Here is a 17,827-nt window from a genome sequence, read left to right as displayed (position 1 = left end):
GGTCAGAGCAGCGTGGAGTGCTCGTCCCCGTCCTCCTGATCCATGTCCTGGTACGCCTCGTCCATCTCGATGACGGGGCCCTGCGCCCACGCCGCGAGCAGCCGGGGACAGGCCCACACCTCGGCGGGATACGCCCCGCGGGGCGCCGTGAACTCCCCCGGCGCGTACAGGTGGTCGAGGTGCGCCTTGAACTCCCGGGTGTTCCAGCTCTCGCGCAGATCGGCGTCCGGATGTCCGTCGGTCCCGTGCGGGCACTCCCGGTCGAGGGGTTCCTGGTCGACGGACCGCAGCAGCTCACGGACCTCGCGCCCGGGGCCGTACGGCAGGTCGAGGGACGCGGCGCACCACATCGCGAGGTGCAGCAGCACGAGCCGTTCATGCGGATCCACGGCGTCCGCGTGCCGTCTGGCGGCCCACAGGCCGGCGTTCTGCTCGGCCACGTCACCGTCGCCGTCCGCGACGGTCTGCGTCAGCTTCCCGATGTCCAGGCCCCCTTCGGGCCGTACGTACAGGGCGTCGAGCCCACTGGTGTCGCGCACGCCGAACAACGAGGTGTACGCGGTGTGCAGTTCACCGAGGGCCTCGTCGGCGAGCTCGCGCAGAAAGCGCGGGCACACCCACGCTTCCATCGGCCCCTCGTCCCCGAGCCCTTCCCTCGCCCTGGCGCGCCCGCCGGGGCTGCGCAGCTGGAAGGCGAGCTCCGCGTCCGTCTCGTAGGAGCGCCCCTCGGGGCCCGGGTGCCCGCCGTCCGTGTGCGGGCACGACTGCGTGTCGCCGAGCAGCGCCGCCGCCTGCTCCAGGCCCTCGATCATGGCGTCGAAGACCGGCCGTTCGGTGATCCGGTAGATCACGTACCAGCAGCTGACGTGCTGCGTGAGGATGAATCCGGCGAGCGCTCCGCGGCTGGGGCGGTCGGGCAGGCCCCAGGCGTTGGACTCGATGGTGGGTCCTGGCTCCATGCTCGGGTAGTCGTGCAGGAAGTCCAGGAGGCTGTCCACCTCCGAGGTGTGCTCCTCCGGCACCACCGCGGGTATCCCGGGCGCACAGAAGGGCGCCACGACATCGGCGGTGACGCGTGCGGTCCCGGCGACGTTGCGGGGGCACAAGTCGGCTTCCTGCCGCGGCCGTTCGGCGGTGTCCCCCAGGAGATACGCACCGCCGGGAAGGCACTCCTCGAACTCGTCGAGGGTGCCGAGCTCCTCCTCGTACGGATGCCGCTCGTGCCCGCAGTCGCCCGAGTCCAGGGCCGCGGCGGCGTCGAGAAGCGCGGCGACGGCCGCCCGCCGGGTCTCCTCCCGCGGCCGCCAGGCGAGATACCCGGCCATCTCCACGAGCCCGGCCACCCACACGTGCGCCGCCTCTCCGCCGGGATCGGCGGCGAGACGGCGCACACAGTCCTGTATGAGGGGCTCGGCCGACGCGGGGTCGGTATCGGCACGGACCCGGCTCCAGGCTTCGTACAGCTCGGCGGCGCGGGCATCAGCGATGACGATCATGCCCGTACGACGCCCGACGGGCCACGGAAGGTTCCGCTGCTGACGCGCACTCAGCCCGAAGTACGCGTGTGTACGTAGTCCACGAGCCGGGTCAGGGCGTCCGGTTCGGTGGTCGGAAGGACGCCGTGGCCGAGGTTGAAGATATGTCCCTCCAGGCCGTTGGCGGCGGCGAGGACCTCGTCCGTCTTGGCCTCGACCGCGTCCTGGGTGGAGAAGAGGACGGCCGGGTCGAGGTTGCCCTGCAGCGCCTTGCCGGGGCCGACACGGCGGGCGGCCTCGTCGAGCGGGACGCGCCAGTCAACACCCACGACATCGGCGCCGGCCTCACCGAGGAGGCCGAGCAGTTCACCGGTGCCGACACCGAAGTGGATCCGCGGCACGCCGTAAGGGGCCACGGCGTCGAAGACCTTCTTGGAGGCGGGCATGACGGCGCGCAGGTAGTCGGCGGGCGACAGGGCGCCGACCCACGAGTCGAAGAGCTGCACCGCGGAGGCACCGGCCTCGATCTGCACCTTGAGGAAGGCGGCGGTGATGTCGGAGAGCCGGTCGAGCAGGTCGGCCCACAGCTGCGGGTCGCCGTACATGAGCGCCTTGGTGTGCTCGTGGTTGCGGCTCGGGCCGCCCTCGACGAGATAGCTGGCGAGCGTGAAGGGCGCGCCCGCGAAGCCGATCAGCGGGGTCGGGCCGAGCTCTCGCGTCAGCAGGCCGATGGCCTCGGTGACGTACGAGACGTCCTCGGGCGTGAGCTTGCGCAGCCGCTCCAGGTCGGCGCGCGTACGGATCGGCTGCTCGACGACCGGCCCGACACCGGGCTTGATGTCCAGGTCGATACCGATGGCCTTGAGCGGTACGACGATGTCGCTGAAGTAGATCGCCGCGTCCACGTTGTGCCGGCGCACCGGCTGCAGCGTGATCTCGGTGACCAGGTCGGGCCGCATGCACGAGTCGAGCATGGTGGTGCCCTCGCGCACCTTGCGGTACTCGGGCAGCGAGCGTCCCGCCTGCCGCATGAACCAGACCGGGGTGTGCGGCACGGGCTCGCGCCTGCACGCCTTGAGGAAGGCTGAATCCTTGACCGCTTCATTGACGGTCGTGGTCTGGGTCGGCTGCTGGCCCGCGGGGCTGTCGTTGGCACTCACGTCGGAAAGTCTCGCACGTGGCGCGAAGTGCCCGGCCGGGACCGGGTGTCTCTCCCTGCGCGAACGCCCGCTTCCCCTTAACCTTCCCCGCATGGCTGCGGCTCAGGGACGACTGTCGGAGGGTATTGACGGGATGGACGGTACGGAGGGGAATGCGGCCGAGGATGTTCCGCTCCCGTTCCGCACGGCCGTGGAGGCACTGCGGACGGCCCGCCTGCGGCCGGAGATCGAGCTCGATCCGACCCGCGCGCCGAAGCGGCTCGCCCCCTACGCGTACGCCCTGGAGGCCGCGGTCGTCGACGGCGACGAGGATCTCGCGGACGGCCGTCTGGTCCTCCTGCACGATCCGGCGGGCCACGACGCCTGGCAGGGCACGTTCCGCCTGGTGACGCTGGTGCGCGCGGAACTCGAGCCCGAGATGGCCGCCGATCCGCTGCTCCCCGAGGTGTGCTGGTCCTGGCTGACCGGCGCGCTGCAGGGCCGCGGCCTGTCGTACGGCGAGCCGAGCGGCACCGTCACCCGGGCCGGCTCGCACTACTTCGGGGGCCTGGGCGAGCGCCCGCCCGCGTCGCAGATCGAGATCCGCGCGTCCTGGACCCCGCGCGAGGGCATGGGCGGCGTGCCGGACACGGCGGCCCATCTCGCCGCCTGGTGCGATCTCCTGTGCCAGGTCGCGGGCCTGCCGCCGAGCGGTCCGACGGACGCCTCCGTGGTGTCGCTGCCGCAGCGCCGCGGCCCGCAGCCGACCTGAGCCCGCGACTCCCGCCTTTCCCCTCCCGCCCCGTCGCGCCCCGTCACCTTTCGGTGCACGGGGCGCTTCGTTCGGGGGCAATACGGGACCGGGGTTGACCGGCGGCCGATCCCGTATTGACCGGTGGTGGACTCGGTTCGATCTTCGGATGATCGATCACGTGTCTGAATTGCCCGAATTATGGGTCACCAAATCGTGATCATTCGCTAAAGGCCGACAGGTTTGCTGCCGAAGACGTCTGTGACCTTGAAATCACGGTTCGTCCCGGCCAGATCCCCGAGCCGGCCCCGTCCCGCCACCCCCCAGGAGGCCTGGTGTCCGTTCTCCTCGAGCAGCCCGCAAGCCTGGTCGCCTACCGCCCGAACAAGCCGACCGCCATGGTCGTCGTGGCCGACCCGCGCGTCCGTTCCACCGTCACCCGCCACCTCTGGGCGCTCGGCGTACGCGACGTCATCGAAGCATCCTCCATCGCCGAGGCCCGTCCCCGCATCGGCAACCCGCGCGACATCTGCGTCGCCGATGTGCACCTCCCCGACGGATCGGGCCTGACCCTCCTGTCCGAAACCCGTGCCGCGGGCTGGCCCAACGGCCTGGCCCTCTCCGCAGCCGACGACATCGGCGCCGTGCGCAACGCCCTCGCGGGCGGAGTCAAGGGCTATGTCGTCACCGGCACCCGAACCAACGTGGGCCTGCCCACCCGTCCCGGCGCCGCCCCCATCGGCGCCGCCGCGGCCCGTATGCACCGCCGCCCCCCGGGCGCCCCGAGCCACCCGGGCGGTTACCGCGAGCTGTCGGGCCGTGAGGTGGAAGTCCTGCGACTGGTCGCGGAGGGCCAGTCCAACAAGGCCATCGGCGTCTCGATGGGCCTGTCCGCACTGACCGTCAAGAGCCACCTGGCCCGGATCGCACGCAAGCTCGGCACGGGTGACCGCGCCGGGATGGTAGCCGTCGCGCTGCGCACCGGAATCATCCACTGACCGATTTACACCACTGCCGCGCCCGTCGACGGAACGTTCCGTCGACGGGCGCTGTGCATACACAGATACCCTTGACAGGTGACCGACGCCCAAGAGACCGCAGAAGACAGACCACTGCGAACCACCGGAGGCGCCCCTCCGGACGAAGGCGTCGCAGCCCCCGAAGGGGAGCCCACCCCTCTGCTCGAGCCCCGCGAGGGCATTCCGGACGTGATCGCGGACGAGGACTCCCTCGCCGGGGTGGTTGCCGCGTTCGCCGCCGGCACCGGGCCCGTCGCCGTGGACGCCGAGCGCGCCTCCGGTTATCGCTACGGACAGCGCGCCTATCTCGTGCAGCTGCGCCGCGAAGGCGCCGGGAGCGCCCTGATCGACCCGGTCGCCTGCCCCGATCTGTCGGGCCTCGGCGCCGCGATCGGTGACGCCGAATGGGTTCTGCACGCGGCCACGCAGGATCTGCCGTGCCTGCGTGAAATAGGCATGATTCCGGCCCGGATCTTCGACACCGAGCTCGCCGGGCGCCTCGCCGGTTTCCCGCGGGTGGGCCTGGGGGCGATGGTCGAGTCCGTACTCGGCTACGTCCTGGAGAAGGGGCACTCCGCCGTCGACTGGTCGACCCGGCCGCTGCCCGAGCCCTGGCTGCGCTATGCCGCACTCGACGTGGAACTCCTTGTCGACCTGCGCGACAGCCTGGAGAAGGAGCTGGACCGGCAGGGCAAGCTGGAGTGGGCGCACCAGGAGTTCGACGCCATCGCCTCCGCCCCGCCCCCGCCGCCGCGCAAGGACCCCTGGCGGCGCACCTCCGGTATGCACAAGGTGCGCCGGCGCCGGCAGATGGCGGTCGTACGCGAACTGTGGACCGCCCGTGACCGGGTCGCGCAGCGCCGCGACGTCTCCCCCGGCAAGGTGCTCGGCGACGCGGCGATCGTGGAGGCGGCCCTCGCGCTGCCGCCCAACGTGCACGCGCTGCGGTCCCTGAACGGCTTCGGGCACCGCATGGGCCAGCGTCAGCTGGAGCAGTGGCAGGCGGCCGTGGACCGGGCCAAGGCACTGCCGGACACGGAACTCCCGCAGCAGGGCCAGCAGTTGACGGGCCCGCCCCCGCCACGCTCCTGGGCGGACCGTGACCCGGCGGCCGCGGCCCGTCTGTCCGCGTCGCGGACGGCGGTCTCGGCGCTCGCGGAGCAGCTGAACATGCCGCAGGAGAACCTGATCGCCCCCGACACCGTGCGACGCCTCTGCTGGGAGCCGCCGACACCGGCGTCCGCGGAATCGGTCGCCACGGTCCTCACGGAACACGGAGCCCGTCCGTGGCAGGTCGAGCAGGTGACACCGGTACTGGTGGCGGCCCTCACGGCGACGGCCCAGGGCTGAGGCTGAGGGCTGCGGCCTTGGGCTGAGGGCCGGGGCCCGTGTGGGCTGGAGGGCTGTGGCCCTTGGGCGAAGGCCCGTGGGCTTGAGGCCTGGGGGCGGGGCCCGTGGGCGGAGGCCGCCCCAGCGCGCCCGGTGGTCGAACTTCCAGCGCGCCTGGCGGTCGACCTTCCAGCGCGCCCGGTGGATGAACTCCCGGCCCGCCCGGCGGAGGCACCCAGCCGGCCCGGCGGAGGCACTACCAGCCCGTCCGGCGTTTGAGGACGAGCCCGGAGGGCGATTCAGGGTGCCGTTCAGGCGGGTGCAGGCACCGGGGGGGGCGGGGGCTGGGCGCACCCTTGGACGCTTGCAGAGCCACCCTGGGAGCGAGTGCAGGGGCCCAGGGCAGAGGTGCCCTGGGGGCGAGTGCGGGATGCCGCGGGGGACGGGGCGGACGCCCGAGGCAGAGGCGCCCTGGGGCAGGGGCTCGGGGTGCCCTGGGGCAGGGGCTCGGGGTGCCCTGGGGGCCGGTGCGGGGAGCTATTGGGCGGGGCGATCAAGTGTGACGTTCGACGCTCCGGCCGGGGGGCCTGTTCCACTTGGTTACCGACAAGTAGCATGGCTCGGGTAGCCGCCGGAGCACGCCCAGCGGCAGCGATCCCGCACCCCTGGAGGAGAGCCATCGTGCCTCGTACCGTCAGGGACGTCGTCTTCGTCGACGGCGTCCGCACCCCGTTCGGCAAAGCGGGCCCGAAGGGCATCTACCACGAGACCCGTGCCGATGACCTGGTCGTCAAGGCCATCCGGGAGCTGCTGCGCCGCAACCCGGACCTCGACCCCGCCAAGATCGACGAAGTCGCCATCGCCGCGACCACCCAGATCGGCGACCAGGGCCTGACCATCGGCCGCACGGCGGGCATCCTCGCCGGCCTGCCGCAGTCCGTACCCGGGTACTCCATCGACCGTATGTGCGCCGGCGCCCTGACCGCCGTGACCTCGGTCGCGGGCAGCGTCGCCTTCGGTGCGTACGACATCGCCGTCGCCGGTGGCGTCGAGCACATGGGCCGCCACCCGATGGGCGAGGGCGTCGACCCCAATCCGCGGTTCGTGAGCGAGAAGCTCGTCGACGAGTCGGCCCTGTTCATGGGCATGACCGCCGAGAACCTGCACGACCGCTACCCGAGCATCACCAAGCAGCGTGCCGACGAGTACGCCGTGCGCTCGCAGGAGAAGGCCGCCAAGGCGTACGCCAACGGCAAGATCCAGGCCGACCTCGTGCCGATCTCCGTCCGCCGGACGAACGAAGAGGCCGGTGAGACCGGTTGGGGCCTCGCCACCGCCGACGAGCCGATGCGGCCCGGGACCACCCTGGAGAACCTCGCCGGGCTCAAGACGCCGTTCCGTACCCACGGCCGCGTCACCGCCGGTAACGCGGCCGGTCTCAACGACGGTGCGACCGCCTCGCTCATCGCGTCCGAGGACTTCGCCCGCGAGAACAACCTGCCGGTCAAGATGCGGCTCGTGTCGTACTCCTTCGCCGGCGTCGAGCCCGAGGTCATGGGTTACGGCCCGATCCCGGCCACCGAGAAGGCCCTCGCCAAGGCCGGCCTGTCGATCGACGACATCGGTCTCTTCGAGGTCAACGAGGCCTTCGCCGTACAGGTGCTCGCCTTCCTTGAGCACTACGGCATCGCGGACGACGACGCGCGGGTGAACCAGTACGGCGGCGCCATCGCGTTCGGCCACCCCCTCGCCTCCTCCGGTGTCCGCCTGATGACGCAGCTGGCCCGGCAGTTCGAGGAGCAGCCGGAGGTCCGTTACGGCCTCACCACCATGTGCGTCGGCTTCGGCATGGGCGCCACGGTCATCTGGGAGAACCCGCACCACAAGGACGCCGGAGGCGACAAGTGAGCACCACCACCGCTGAGCTCCTGAAGGGCGCGGCCGAGCTGTTCCCCGACGAGGTCGTCACCCAGGCGCACGTACGTCACCTCGATCTGCCGTACGACGCGGGCACGTTCGCGCTGATCACCCTGGACAACGGCCTGGACCACACCAAGCCGACCACCTTCGGCCCGCAGTCGCTCGCGAATCTGAACGCCGCGGTCGACCAGGTCGAGAAGGAGGCGGCCGAGGGCGGCATCGTCGGTGTCGGCATCACCGGCAAGCCGTTCATCTTCGCCGTCGGCGCCGACCTCAAGGGCGTCGAGCTGCTCAAGGCGCACGACGACGCGCTGGCCATCGGCAAGGGCGGCCACGACGTCTTCAAGCGCCTGTCGGGCCTCGCGGTGCCGACCTTCGCGTACTACAACGGCGCGGCCATGGGCGGCGGTGTCGAGGTCGGTCTGCACTGCACGTACCGCACCGTCTCCAAGGCGATCCCGGCGTTCTCGCTGCCCGAGGTCTTCCTCGGTCTCGTCCCCGGCTGGGGCGGCTGCGCGCTGCTGCCGAACCTGATCGGCGCGGAGAAGGCCGTCTCGGTCATCATCGAGAACTCCCTCAACCAGAACCGCCAGTTGAAGGGCAAGCAGGTCTTCGAGCTCGGCATCGCCGACGCGATCTTCGAGGGCGCCGACTTCCTCGAGCAGTCGCTGCTGTGGACGGCGAACGTCCTCAAGGGCGACGTCAAGGTCGAGCGCCCCGAGGTGGACCGCGGCGAGGCCTGGGACCAGGCCGTGGCCAAGGGCCGCTTCATCGCCGACGGCAAGGTGCACGGCGCGGCCCCGGCCGCCTACCGCGCCCTCGACATCATCGAGGCCGCCAAGAGCGGTGACCTGCAGGCCGGCTTCGACGCCGAGGACCAGGCCCTCGCCGACCTGATCATGGGCGGTGAACTGCGCTCCGGCATCTACGCGTTCAACCTGGTGCAGAAGCGCGGCAAGCGCCCCGCGGGTGCGCCGAGCAAGGACCTCGCGCGTCCGGTCACCAAGGTCGGCGTGGTCGGCGCGGGCCTGATGGCCTCGCAGCTCGCCCTGCTCTTCCTGCGCCGCCTCGAGGTCCCGGTCGTCCTGACCGACATCGACCAGGAGCGCGTCGACAAGGGCGTCGGCTATGTCCACGCCGAGATCGAGAAGCTGCTCGGCAAGGGCCGTATCAACCAGGACAAGGCCAACCGCCTCAAGGCCCTGGTGACCGGTGTCCTGGACAAGGCCGAGGGCTTCGCTGACGCGGACTTCATCATCGAGGCCGTCTTCGAGGAGATCGGCGTCAAGCAGCAGGTGTTCGCCGAGGTGGAGGCCGTGGCCCCCGCGCACGCGATCCTCGCCACGAACACCTCGTCGCTCTCCGTGTCGGAGATGGCGTCGAAGCTCAAGCACCCCGAGCGGGTCGTCGGTTTCCACTTCTTCAACCCGGTGGCGGTGCTTCCGCTCCTGGAGATCGTCCGGGGCGAGCAGACCGACGACGCGTCCCTGGCCACGGCCTTCGGGGTCGCCAAGAAGCTGAAGAAGACGGCCGTTCTCGTCAAGGACGCCCCGGCGTTCGTCGTGAACCGGATCCTCACACGCTTCATGGGCGAGATCCAGAACGTCATCGACGAGGGCACCCCGGTCGCCGTCGCCGAGAAGGCCGTCGAGCCGCTCGGCCTGCCGATGTCCCCGCTGGTCCTGCTCGAACTGGTGGGCCCGGCCATCGGCCTGCACGTCTCGGAGACCCTGCACGGCGCGTTCCCCGAGCGCTTCACGGTGTCCCCGAACCTGAAGGCCGTCGTCGACGCCGGCAAGCGCGGCTTCTACGTCTACGACAGCGGCAAGCCGGAGCTCGACCCCGAGGTCGCGGCGCTCCTGAAGCAGGGCGACTCCGTCCTGACGGAGGAGCAGGTGCGCGACCGCGTACTCGACGCCGTCGCCCAGGAGATCGGCCTGATGCTCGCCGAGGGCGTCGTCGCCGAGGCCCAGGACATCGACCTCTGTCTGATCACGGGCGCCGGCTGGCCCTTCCACCTGGGCGGCATCACGCCGTACCTGGACCGTGAGGGTGTGTCGGAGCGGGTGAACGGGAAGCGGTTCCTGGAGCAGGGTGTGGCGTCGGTCCCCGCGTGACCTGAGGTCGTCGATCGCTGAACACGGGCGGGCCGCACAGGAATTGATCCTGTGCGGCCCGTCTTGCCGTGTGGTCAGTGGCCCTGCGGGAAGTAGGTGGCCGTACTGCCTCCGGCGGCGTACGGGGACGGCGTCTGCCCGGCCAGTATGTCGACGACGGAGACCGGCACGGGCACCACGGTGGACTCAATGCCGCGCGCGTCCACCGCGCAGACCTCGACCAGGTGCGCGCCCGGCCCCCAGGCCCAGCCCGAGTACCAGGACCATGAGCCGTCAGGGCCGACCGCGGACGCCCCCAGAAGCACGCCGTTCTCACGCAGGGCCACCTGTGCGGCTCCGTGCGCGGTCCCCATGAAGGCCACTGCCGCGCCCTGGACCTGCTGGTGCGGCGCGGGCGCCGTGACCGTGGGGGCGGCCGGGGGGTGGGCCGGAGCCATCGTCGGTACCGGGTGGCTCTGCTGCGCCGCGGCCGCTCTCGTGGGCGTCCGGCCGCCCTCCACCACCGAGAAGGAGACCTCGGTGCGCGGAGACTGGAACCCGGCCGCGTCCACGGCGAACAGCCGGACCATGTGCTGGCCCTTGCCCCAGGGCTTGCGCGGCTGCCAGGACCAGGTGCCGTCGGCGGCTACGTCCGGTGTCGCGAGGAACTTGCCGTTCTCCCACAGACTCACCCGCACGGCTCCCCTGGCGGTCCCCGCGATGGTCATGGCACCCCCGACCTCCTCGTCCGCCGCCGGTACCGAGATCGTCGGCGGCGGGAATTCGGAGTCCCGCTTGACCAGCGATGTGGCCTTCAGATACGCGTCGATGTCAGCCGTGGGACGGTCCGGCTCCTCGTAACCGCTGCGGACAAGACCGAAGCGCGGGGCGATTCCCTCGGTCAGCAGGTGGAGCAGCCCCATGAGATGAGGGACATTACGCAGGCTCACCTGACCGTGGCCGGAGATGAGCGGGGATTCGTTGCAGATGTAGTTGAAGTTCTCGTAGGCCCGGAACAGCCCCAGGAACGGCTCCACTTGCTCACCGTGCTGCTCGTCCCTCGATGACGAGACCAGGTAGATGTTGGCCCCGCGGTTCGCCCCCGCCCGGACGAGTCCGGGTATCGCCTCGTCGAGAACGCGCACCCGCTCCACGGTGGGCGACTCACCCATCATGAACCGGGCGGTCTCCTGCCGGTCGTCCCGCACATAGGTCCCGATCCTGAACTGCGGAACGCTGGCAACGATGTTCCCGAGGCCGTAACGGAGCCCGAAATAGAGCGCGGCACTGCCGCCCTTCGAACTGCCGAAGGCCGTGCAGTTCTCCGGGCCGAGCGAAAGGGCTCCGAGGACAGTGGAGATGAGTCGCGCCACGGAGTCCTCGAGGCCGAAGTCCATGTCCTTGCAGAGGTAATAGCTGTGCTGCCCGTGGAACCGGTCACGGATCCACAGCACGTTCGCCCGCAGCTTGTCGAGAATTCCGTTCGACCAGCCGTAGTCGTCCGGCGCGGTGTAATTGGCGAAGACCACCACCAGGTGCCGGGCCCCGTTCCTCGCGGGCATGAACCGGTACTCCACCGGATACGTCCCCGAGGCCTCGATCCCCGTGAAGATCCGGCGTCCGTCTGAAGTCGTCCTGGACAAAATTGCCATCCCCTGGTTCAAGGCGCGACGGGGTCTGCGCCCGTGCCCATGGCTGTGACGTGTGCGCTGCGGATCGGCGTCATCGGCCGCGCGCAGCGCATCGCGCCCATGGCCCCGACCGCCGGAGCCTGGGCGTCGGCGGCCGCCAGATCACCGCCCGCGATCAGCAGCCGGTCGACGAGCCGCGCGGCCGCGTAGCCGTCGTCCAGATCGCAGAACTCCCTCTGGAACCACCGGTAGCGCTCGGCGTAGACGGTCTGGATACGGTCGATGTCGCAGATCGCGGACACCAGGTCTGGTGACGTCTGCACCAGCGGTCCCGGCGCGCTGCGCTCGAAGTCGAAGTAGAAGCCGCGCAGTGTGTCCCGGTAGTGATCGAGGTCGTATGTGAAGAACAGGATCGGGCGGCCGGTGTTGACGTAGTCGAACATGAGGGACGAGTAGTCGGTGACCATCACGTCGGTGACCAGGGACAGGTCGGCCATGTCCGGGTAGTCGGAGACGTCGAAGACGAAGCCGTCCCCGGCTCCGGGCACCGGGTCCACCACGTTCGGGTGGCGGCGCACCATGAGCACATGGTCGGCGCCGAGCCGCTCCCGCATGTCGTCCAGGTCGAGCCGGAAGTCGAGCTTGTACTTGCCGGGCGCGTAGTACTGGTCGTCGCGCCAGGTGGGGGCGTACATGATGACGCGCTTGCCGGGAGGCAGGCCGATGCGCCTGCGGATCTCCTCCTCGCGCGCTTCCGTGCCGGGCCGGCGCAGGATGTCGTTGCGGGGGTATCCGCTCTCCACCATCTCGCCCGGGAACTGGAAGGCGCGCTGCAGGATGGGGGTCGAGAAGCTGTTGGGCGACACCAGCATGTCCCAGTTCTGCACCTCCTTCTCGACCCGCTGCAGATAGCTCTTGTCGGCGAAGTGCACGGCCTCGATGTCATGGCCGATCTTCTTGAGCGGGGTGCCGTGCCAGGTCTGCACGACGGTCTGGCCCTCGCGCTTCTGGAACCAGTCGGGCAGATGGTTGTTGGCGATGACATACCGGCTCCGCGCCAGCGCCTCGTACCACTCGGGCGACCACATGCGCACCGCGGTGGCCGTCGGCGGCACCTCGACCTGGTCGTCGCGGACCACCCACAGGTGGTCGAGGCCGACACCGCGGCGCACCAGCTCCTCGTGCAGGGCGCGGGGCGAGTCCGAGTACTGGGTGCCCTTGAAGGCGTCGAACAGGATGGCCGGGCGCACGCTCTTGCGGCGCGCCGCCGGGTAGGCCTTCGTGCGGAGGAGCTTCTGGCGGTACGGCCCGCGAGCGTTGTCCGGCATGGCGGAGTGGACCAGGAGCGAGCACCGGTCGTAGGCCTCGGCCTGCAGTTCGTAGCGTCGCTTCGCCTCCTCGTGCTCCTGCGGGAAGAGACCGATGATGTTCTGCTCGATCTTCATCATGAGGTCCTCGAGGCGGTCCTCGGGGGCGGTCACGGAGAGGTCCTGGCGGCGCAGATAGAAGTCCCAGCGGCCGGAGGCGAGCGGGATGTCACCGGCGAGCGTCTGCATGGCGGCGGGGGTCAGCACGCACTGGAACTCGTTCCGTTCCCAGATCAGCGGGATCACGCGTTCGGCTCCGTGCGCCCGTGAGCGCACGACCAGGTGGGCGGCCCGGTAGTCGTCGTCGGAGAGCCGGTCCGTCGCACCGTAGCGGCCGAGGATCTCGAGTGAGCCGTCCTCCCACCACGCGAAGTGCGTCACGGTGGGCAGGGTCGCGCGCTCGAAGAGCACCAGATAGCCGGAGCCGTTGCGGTGGACGACGACTTCCCGGTCGCCCTCACGCGTCTGCAGCTCCTGGGGCAGGCGGTAGTGCCCGTCCTCGGTGTCCTCCGCCATGACGGGGTACATCGTCATCTTGCGGCCCTCGACATGGAAGGTGGTCTTCCAGCCGTTGCTGCCCATGCCCCAGGACTTCGGGATGTCCGCGTCGTCCTGGGCGTCCGCCCGGTGGCCGGGCACGAGAGCGCGCAGCGGGATACGCGTGACGAAGGTGTACCAGCCCTCGCCGCCCTCCTTGAAGCGGACCCGGGCGTCGTGCCGCCCGGCGCCGCTCATGCTGCTGACCCGGAGCTTGCCCCATTCCGGCATCCGCGGGCCGAGGTAGACACCGCGTATCTCCAGGTCGTCGCCCACCACCCGGTGGCGGGTGATACGGCAACGCACCACCTCCACACGGAGTTTGAGCCGCCCCTGCACGAAGACCGGGAGGATACGGGTGTTCTTGTCCACATAGCGGCTGGGCGGATTGGCGGCCGTGCCGGAGCTGCCGCGGTCGATGCCCCGGTAGCGGAAGAGACCGCGGCTGTGCACACCGGCCGCGACGTCCCACGTGCCCTCCACCCACTCGCCCTTCCGCTTGAGCCGGGTGGTGTCGATACGGGTCTCGAAGCCGGCCCAGTCGTAGCAGTAGCGGCTCTGCTTGGAGTGCTCCGTGGCCTGCGGTGCGTACGTGGTCCTGGCGCGCGACACCAGGAGCCGGCCCTGCTTCTTGTTGCGCAGCGCGACCGCCTTCACCGACATGCGCTTCTTGTGCACGTTGAGCAGCGGCACATAGGCGGTTCCGGTCAGCGTCAGCCACTCCGAGTTCCAGCGCGCGCCGCTGAGGGAGCCGCGCAGCGAGAACTCCTTGTCGAGCCGGTAGGCCTTCTTGTCCAGGCCGACACGGCGGTCACCGAGGTACGGATACTGCAGATAGCGCCGGAAGCGGCGGCGCACCGGCAGCGGGCCGCCGCGGCGCTCGAACTCGATCACCTCGAGCAGCTCGTCGAGACGGCCGTTGCGCACAAGGAGCCACTTGACCCGTGCGTCGGCCGGGAGCTCGTCGATGATGTCCGGGTCCGCCTCGTCGAGGAACTCGTTGGCCCAGTCCATGAAGGCGGCCCGGTACTCCTCATCGGCGTCCGGCAGCACCTTCAGATGCAGCAGGAGGTCCGACTTCAGGCAGGCGAGGTCGTACTTGCGCTTGCTCTCCAGGTACTTGCGGGAGCGGCGCTCCGCCAGGAAGCGGCTCACCGACTGCACGGCGGCCACACGGTCCCTGAGGTTGTCGATCTCGGTGTGACGCTGGGTGATGGAGGGGGCCGCACCGCCTTCCCGGCGGCGCCAGAAGTAGACGATGTCGGTGATGACATCGACCTTGGCCGCGCGGAAGTGGGCGTACATGTTGACCCAGGAATCCTCATAGAGGACGCCCTCGGGAAACTCGATGTAGTGGTAATCCCAGAAGGAACGGCGGAACACCTTGTTCCACACGGTCCTGTCGTAGATGAGCGCTTCGAACCTGGTGATGTGCGTGCCGCGCCGGTTGCGCTGCATCGGGCTCTTGTGCAGGGGCGACTGCCACTTCTTCGTGGAGTTCATCATCTGCACATTGCCCGAGACGAAATCCGATCCGGACTCCTCGAGCGTGCGGATCAGGAGTTCGTAGGAGTACTCGGGTATGACGTCGTCGCCGTCGACGAAGGCGAGGAACTCCGCCTGCGGATGGGCTGCCCGGATTCCGACGTTGCGGGCGTGGCCGGGGCCGTGGGAGGACTGCCGGATCAGCTTGAACCGCGGGTCACGGCGGCAGTACTCCATCGCGATGGCCGGCGTTCTGTCGGTCGAGCCGTCGTCGACCATGAGGACCTCGAAGTCCGTGAACGTCTGCCGCGCGATCGACTCCAGACACTCCTCGAGATACTCCTCCACGTCCTGGAACGGGACGACGACACTGAGGCGCGGCGGCATGGGCGTTCAGGTTCCTTTCGGTCATAGTTCGATGACATCAGTCATCCAACGAACCCGTTACTTATGCGGGGCTGACAAGCTATCCGGACACGGCCGGCGAAAGTGGGGACCTTAGGCCCTTAAGGCGGCCGTAAAAGCCTCCGGACGGCACGGCTTTGAAACCGCACCGGCGTCAAGTCGCGTGCCCCGTGAGGAAAGTTGCGCTCGCCGCCCGCGGGGACCAAAGTCCTCCGAGATCCGGGACTTTCGGCTCAACAAGCTGTTCAGGCGCCGCGTCGGCCCTCTTATCTCCCCAGTACATTTCTACGGTGGGGTCTTTTCAGTGCCCGCAGTTCGGCAGGCAGCCGAAAGCAGCAGTCCTGGAAGAAGAGAGTCGATGGCACAGGAATCAGCAACTGACCGTGGCGGGCGTACGCGGCGGAGACGTCCCCTCCGCATGGTCGGACTCGTCCTTGCTGTGGTGCTGGTCTGTGCCGCGGGACTCGGCGCCTGGGCCTACTTCAGCCTGAGCGGCAACCTGAAGAGCGTGGACATCGACGCGGCACTCGGCAAGGAGCGCCCCGAGAACGTCGACAACGGATCGAAGGACATTTTGGTCCTCGGTTCCGACTCCAGGGCGGGCGCGAACAAGGACCTGGCAGGCGGGGACACCGGCGGCACGGCGCGATCCGACACCACGATGATCGTGCACATACCCGCCGGGCGCAGCAAGGCGACCGCGGTGAGCATCCCCCGCGACACCCTGGTGACCCGGCCCGCGTGCAAGACGTCCGGCGGATCGTCGTTGCCCGAGTCGCAGCGCGTGATGTTCAACTCGGTGTACACCGCGGGCGGTCCGTCGTGCGTGGTGAAGACGGTCGAGAGCATGACGGGCATCCGCATGGATCACTACGTCGAGGTCGACTTCGCCGGGTTCAAGGAACTCGTCGACGCGCTCGGCGGTGTGAGCGTCACCGTCGACCAGGCCATCCACGACAAGGAGAGCGGCCTGAACCTCACGGCCGGTACTCACAAGCTGGACGGTACGCAGTCCCTCGCCTTCGTCCGCACCCGCCACGGCATCGGCGACGGCAGCGACCTGGGCCGTATCGGGCTGCAGCAGAAGTTCCTGCTCGCCGTGCTCTCCGAGATCAAGACGCAGGGTGTGCTGAGCAGCCCCACCAAGCTGTACGGCATCGCCGACGCGGCCACCAAGGCCCTGACGACCGACTCCGGGCTTTCCTCGCTGACGGACCTCGCCGACTTCGCCAAGAGCCTCAAGGGCCTCGACGCGCAGCGGATGGACACGTTGATGCTGCCCGTCGCATACGACAAGCAGGACCCGAACCGCGTGATCGCCGCGGAGCCTCAGGCCGGGGAACTGTGGGCGGCGCTCAAGGCCGACCGTCCCGTGCCCGACTCGGCCAAGAAGTCTCCCGCGACGGGGAATTGACCCGGCCGGGAGAACTCGCGGGCGCGCGGGCCCCGCTGGAGCACACGGCCGCCTCCGGGGCGCGCGGCCCCGGCCGGAGGGCCCTCTCCGGGGCGCGCGGCCCCTCGGTCAGAGCCGTTGCCAGCGGGTCAGGCTGAGGCCCGCGCTGTCGTCCTGGCGGCCGATGTGCGCGACGCCCTCCGGGTCGATGAACGCCATGACCGTCCGGCCGTGGCCGTCACGGGCAAGAGCCGGCGCCCCCTCGCATCGCTCGGCCAGGGCGTACCACCAGAAGCCGCCGGAGGCCGCGTCCACGGCTCCCGCGCCCACGACGGCGGTGCCGTCCTGGCCGCGATAGGCGAGGACGACGCAGTCGTAGCCGTCCAGCCGGGTGCGCAGCGCCGCATAGGGGTGGCCCGCGGGCGACCCTCCGAGCGCGCTGGGCCTGCAGCCGAACTGCCAGGCCGTGGCCCCGCCGTTGGCGGCGTCGGTCCAGAAGTAGGTGGCGCGGCCGGAGCCGCCCGGCAGAGCCACGGCCGTACCGGACAGCGGCCGCAGGTCGAAGCCACGGGGGGCGGCGAAGCGGCCGCCCGCCTCTGCCTGCTGCCACACCAGCAGACCGGTCCACGTCGCGGCGCAGACCTCGACGCGGCCGTCGGCGAGGGCGGCGGGGGCGGGCATCCCCTCGATGCCGGCGCCCAGCAGGTCTTCCCATGCCCGCCACTTGCCGCTCGGCGACTCACGCCGCAGCATCAGCCCGCCGGCGGCGCCGCGCACGAAGACATGCACCGTTCCATCGGCGGCGATCACGCCCACCGGCACACCGACGGATGCGCCGCCGGACGCTCCCGGCGCCGGGTCCTCGTCGGGACGGCCGAGTGAACGCCACTCGGTGACGGCTCGGTTCGTCTGGTACTGGATGGCATGCACGATGTCGACGGCCGCGGCGCCGTCGGGGGTACGCCGCTCCCTGCGGCCGAGGAGGTGGACATAGCCGTCGGAGCCCTGTGCCACGGTCAGGTCGGTGAGGTCGGGCGCGGCCACGAAACGCGGCCCTTCCCAGCGGGGCCCGCCCACCGCGGACTCGTGCCAGCACAGCACTCCGCCCCGGGTCGGCGCGTACAGACTGAGCCTGCCGTCCCTGCCGAGCGTCAGCCACGTGCCGTGGGCCGTTCCGGTCCCGGTGCGCGGTTTCTCCATGACCGCGGCGCCACCGGCCGCCGGTCGGGGGGCTCCCCGGGAGCGCATCGACCTCGTCCGCATGGTCTGGCGCGGCCCTT

At 70.2% G+C, this 17,827-nt stretch carries 11 protein-coding genes; 6 read left to right on the top strand and 5 right to left on the bottom strand.

The window, feature by feature from the left end:
* Positions 1 to 2: 2 nt before the first annotated feature.
* Both ACFQVC_RS01250 and hemE read right to left on the bottom strand, forming a co-directional pair.
* The gene (locus ACFQVC_RS01250) at positions 3 to 1,496 is read right to left on the bottom strand and encodes a hypothetical protein (RefSeq protein WP_381825441.1); all 1,494 of its coding nucleotides are present in this window, start codon (positions 1,494 to 1,496) and stop codon (positions 3 to 5) included.
* A gap of 50 nt (positions 1,497 to 1,546) precedes the next feature.
* Complete coding sequence (gene hemE / locus ACFQVC_RS01245; protein WP_381825439.1) at positions 1,547 to 2,635, bottom strand: uroporphyrinogen decarboxylase; 1,089 nt, start codon at positions 2,633 to 2,635, stop codon at positions 1,547 to 1,549.
* A gap of 91 nt (positions 2,636 to 2,726) precedes the next feature.
* Between hemE and ACFQVC_RS01240 the strand changes: the two genes are divergently transcribed.
* The 5 genes from ACFQVC_RS01240 to ACFQVC_RS01220 all read left to right on the top strand — a co-directional run bounded on the left by ACFQVC_RS01240 (position 2,727) and on the right by ACFQVC_RS01220 (position 9,750).
* Complete coding sequence (locus ACFQVC_RS01240; protein WP_381825438.1) at positions 2,727 to 3,386, top strand: DUF3000 domain-containing protein; 660 nt, start codon at positions 2,727 to 2,729, stop codon at positions 3,384 to 3,386.
* A 314-nt stretch (positions 3,387 to 3,700) separates the two neighbouring features.
* The gene (locus tag ACFQVC_RS01235; protein WP_128374800.1) at positions 3,701 to 4,363 is read left to right on the top strand and encodes a response regulator transcription factor; all 663 of its coding nucleotides are present in this window, start codon (positions 3,701 to 3,703) and stop codon (positions 4,361 to 4,363) included.
* 78 nt (positions 4,364 to 4,441) lie between these two features.
* Entirely contained in the window at positions 4,442 to 5,734 is a 1,293-nt protein-coding gene (locus ACFQVC_RS01230) for an HRDC domain-containing protein (RefSeq protein WP_381825437.1), read from the top strand.
* Between the two features lie 660 nt (positions 5,735 to 6,394).
* Positions 6,395 to 7,621, top strand: coding sequence for a thiolase family protein (locus tag ACFQVC_RS01225; RefSeq protein ID WP_381825436.1), 1,227 nt, complete (start codon positions 6,395 to 6,397; stop codon positions 7,619 to 7,621).
* Complete coding sequence (locus ACFQVC_RS01220) at positions 7,618 to 9,750, top strand: 3-hydroxyacyl-CoA dehydrogenase NAD-binding domain-containing protein (RefSeq protein WP_381825434.1); 2,133 nt, start codon at positions 7,618 to 7,620, stop codon at positions 9,748 to 9,750. The genes ACFQVC_RS01225 and ACFQVC_RS01220 overlap by 4 nt, the downstream gene beginning before the upstream one ends.
* Before the next feature lie 74 nt (positions 9,751 to 9,824).
* Here the strand turns inward: ACFQVC_RS01220 and ACFQVC_RS01215 are convergent, their stop codons facing one another.
* Together ACFQVC_RS01215 and ACFQVC_RS01210 are read right to left on the bottom strand one after the other, a co-directional pair.
* Positions 9,825 to 11,291 (bottom strand): hypothetical protein, encoded by a 1,467-nt coding sequence (locus ACFQVC_RS01215; RefSeq protein ID WP_381825432.1) that lies wholly within the window; start codon positions 11,289 to 11,291, stop codon positions 9,825 to 9,827.
* A 98-nt stretch (positions 11,292 to 11,389) separates the two neighbouring features.
* A complete protein-coding gene (locus tag ACFQVC_RS01210; protein ID WP_381825430.1) occupies positions 11,390 to 15,136 on the bottom strand; it encodes a bifunctional glycosyltransferase/CDP-glycerol:glycerophosphate glycerophosphotransferase in 3,747 nt (1,248 codons plus the stop codon).
* 376 nt (positions 15,137 to 15,512) lie between these two features.
* Here ACFQVC_RS01210 and ACFQVC_RS01205 point away from each other — a divergent pair, with 376 nt between their 5' ends.
* A complete protein-coding gene (locus ACFQVC_RS01205) occupies positions 15,513 to 16,568 on the top strand; it encodes an LCP family protein (protein WP_381825428.1) in 1,056 nt (351 codons plus the stop codon).
* Positions 16,569 to 16,676: 108 nt separating this feature from the next.
* On the opposite strand, the gene ACFQVC_RS01200 is transcribed toward ACFQVC_RS01205, so the two are convergent.
* Positions 16,677 to 17,747, bottom strand: coding sequence for a DUF8189 domain-containing protein (locus ACFQVC_RS01200; RefSeq protein WP_381825426.1), 1,071 nt, complete (start codon positions 17,745 to 17,747; stop codon positions 16,677 to 16,679).
* Positions 17,748 to 17,827: the final 80 nt, after the last annotated feature.

This window comes from Streptomyces monticola, assembly GCF_042665355.1.
GTDB lineage: Bacteria > Actinomycetota > Actinomycetes > Streptomycetales > Streptomycetaceae > Streptomyces > Streptomyces monticola.
Note: the sequence above shows the minus strand (reverse complement) of the source record. Positions and strands in the feature narration are given on the sequence as shown.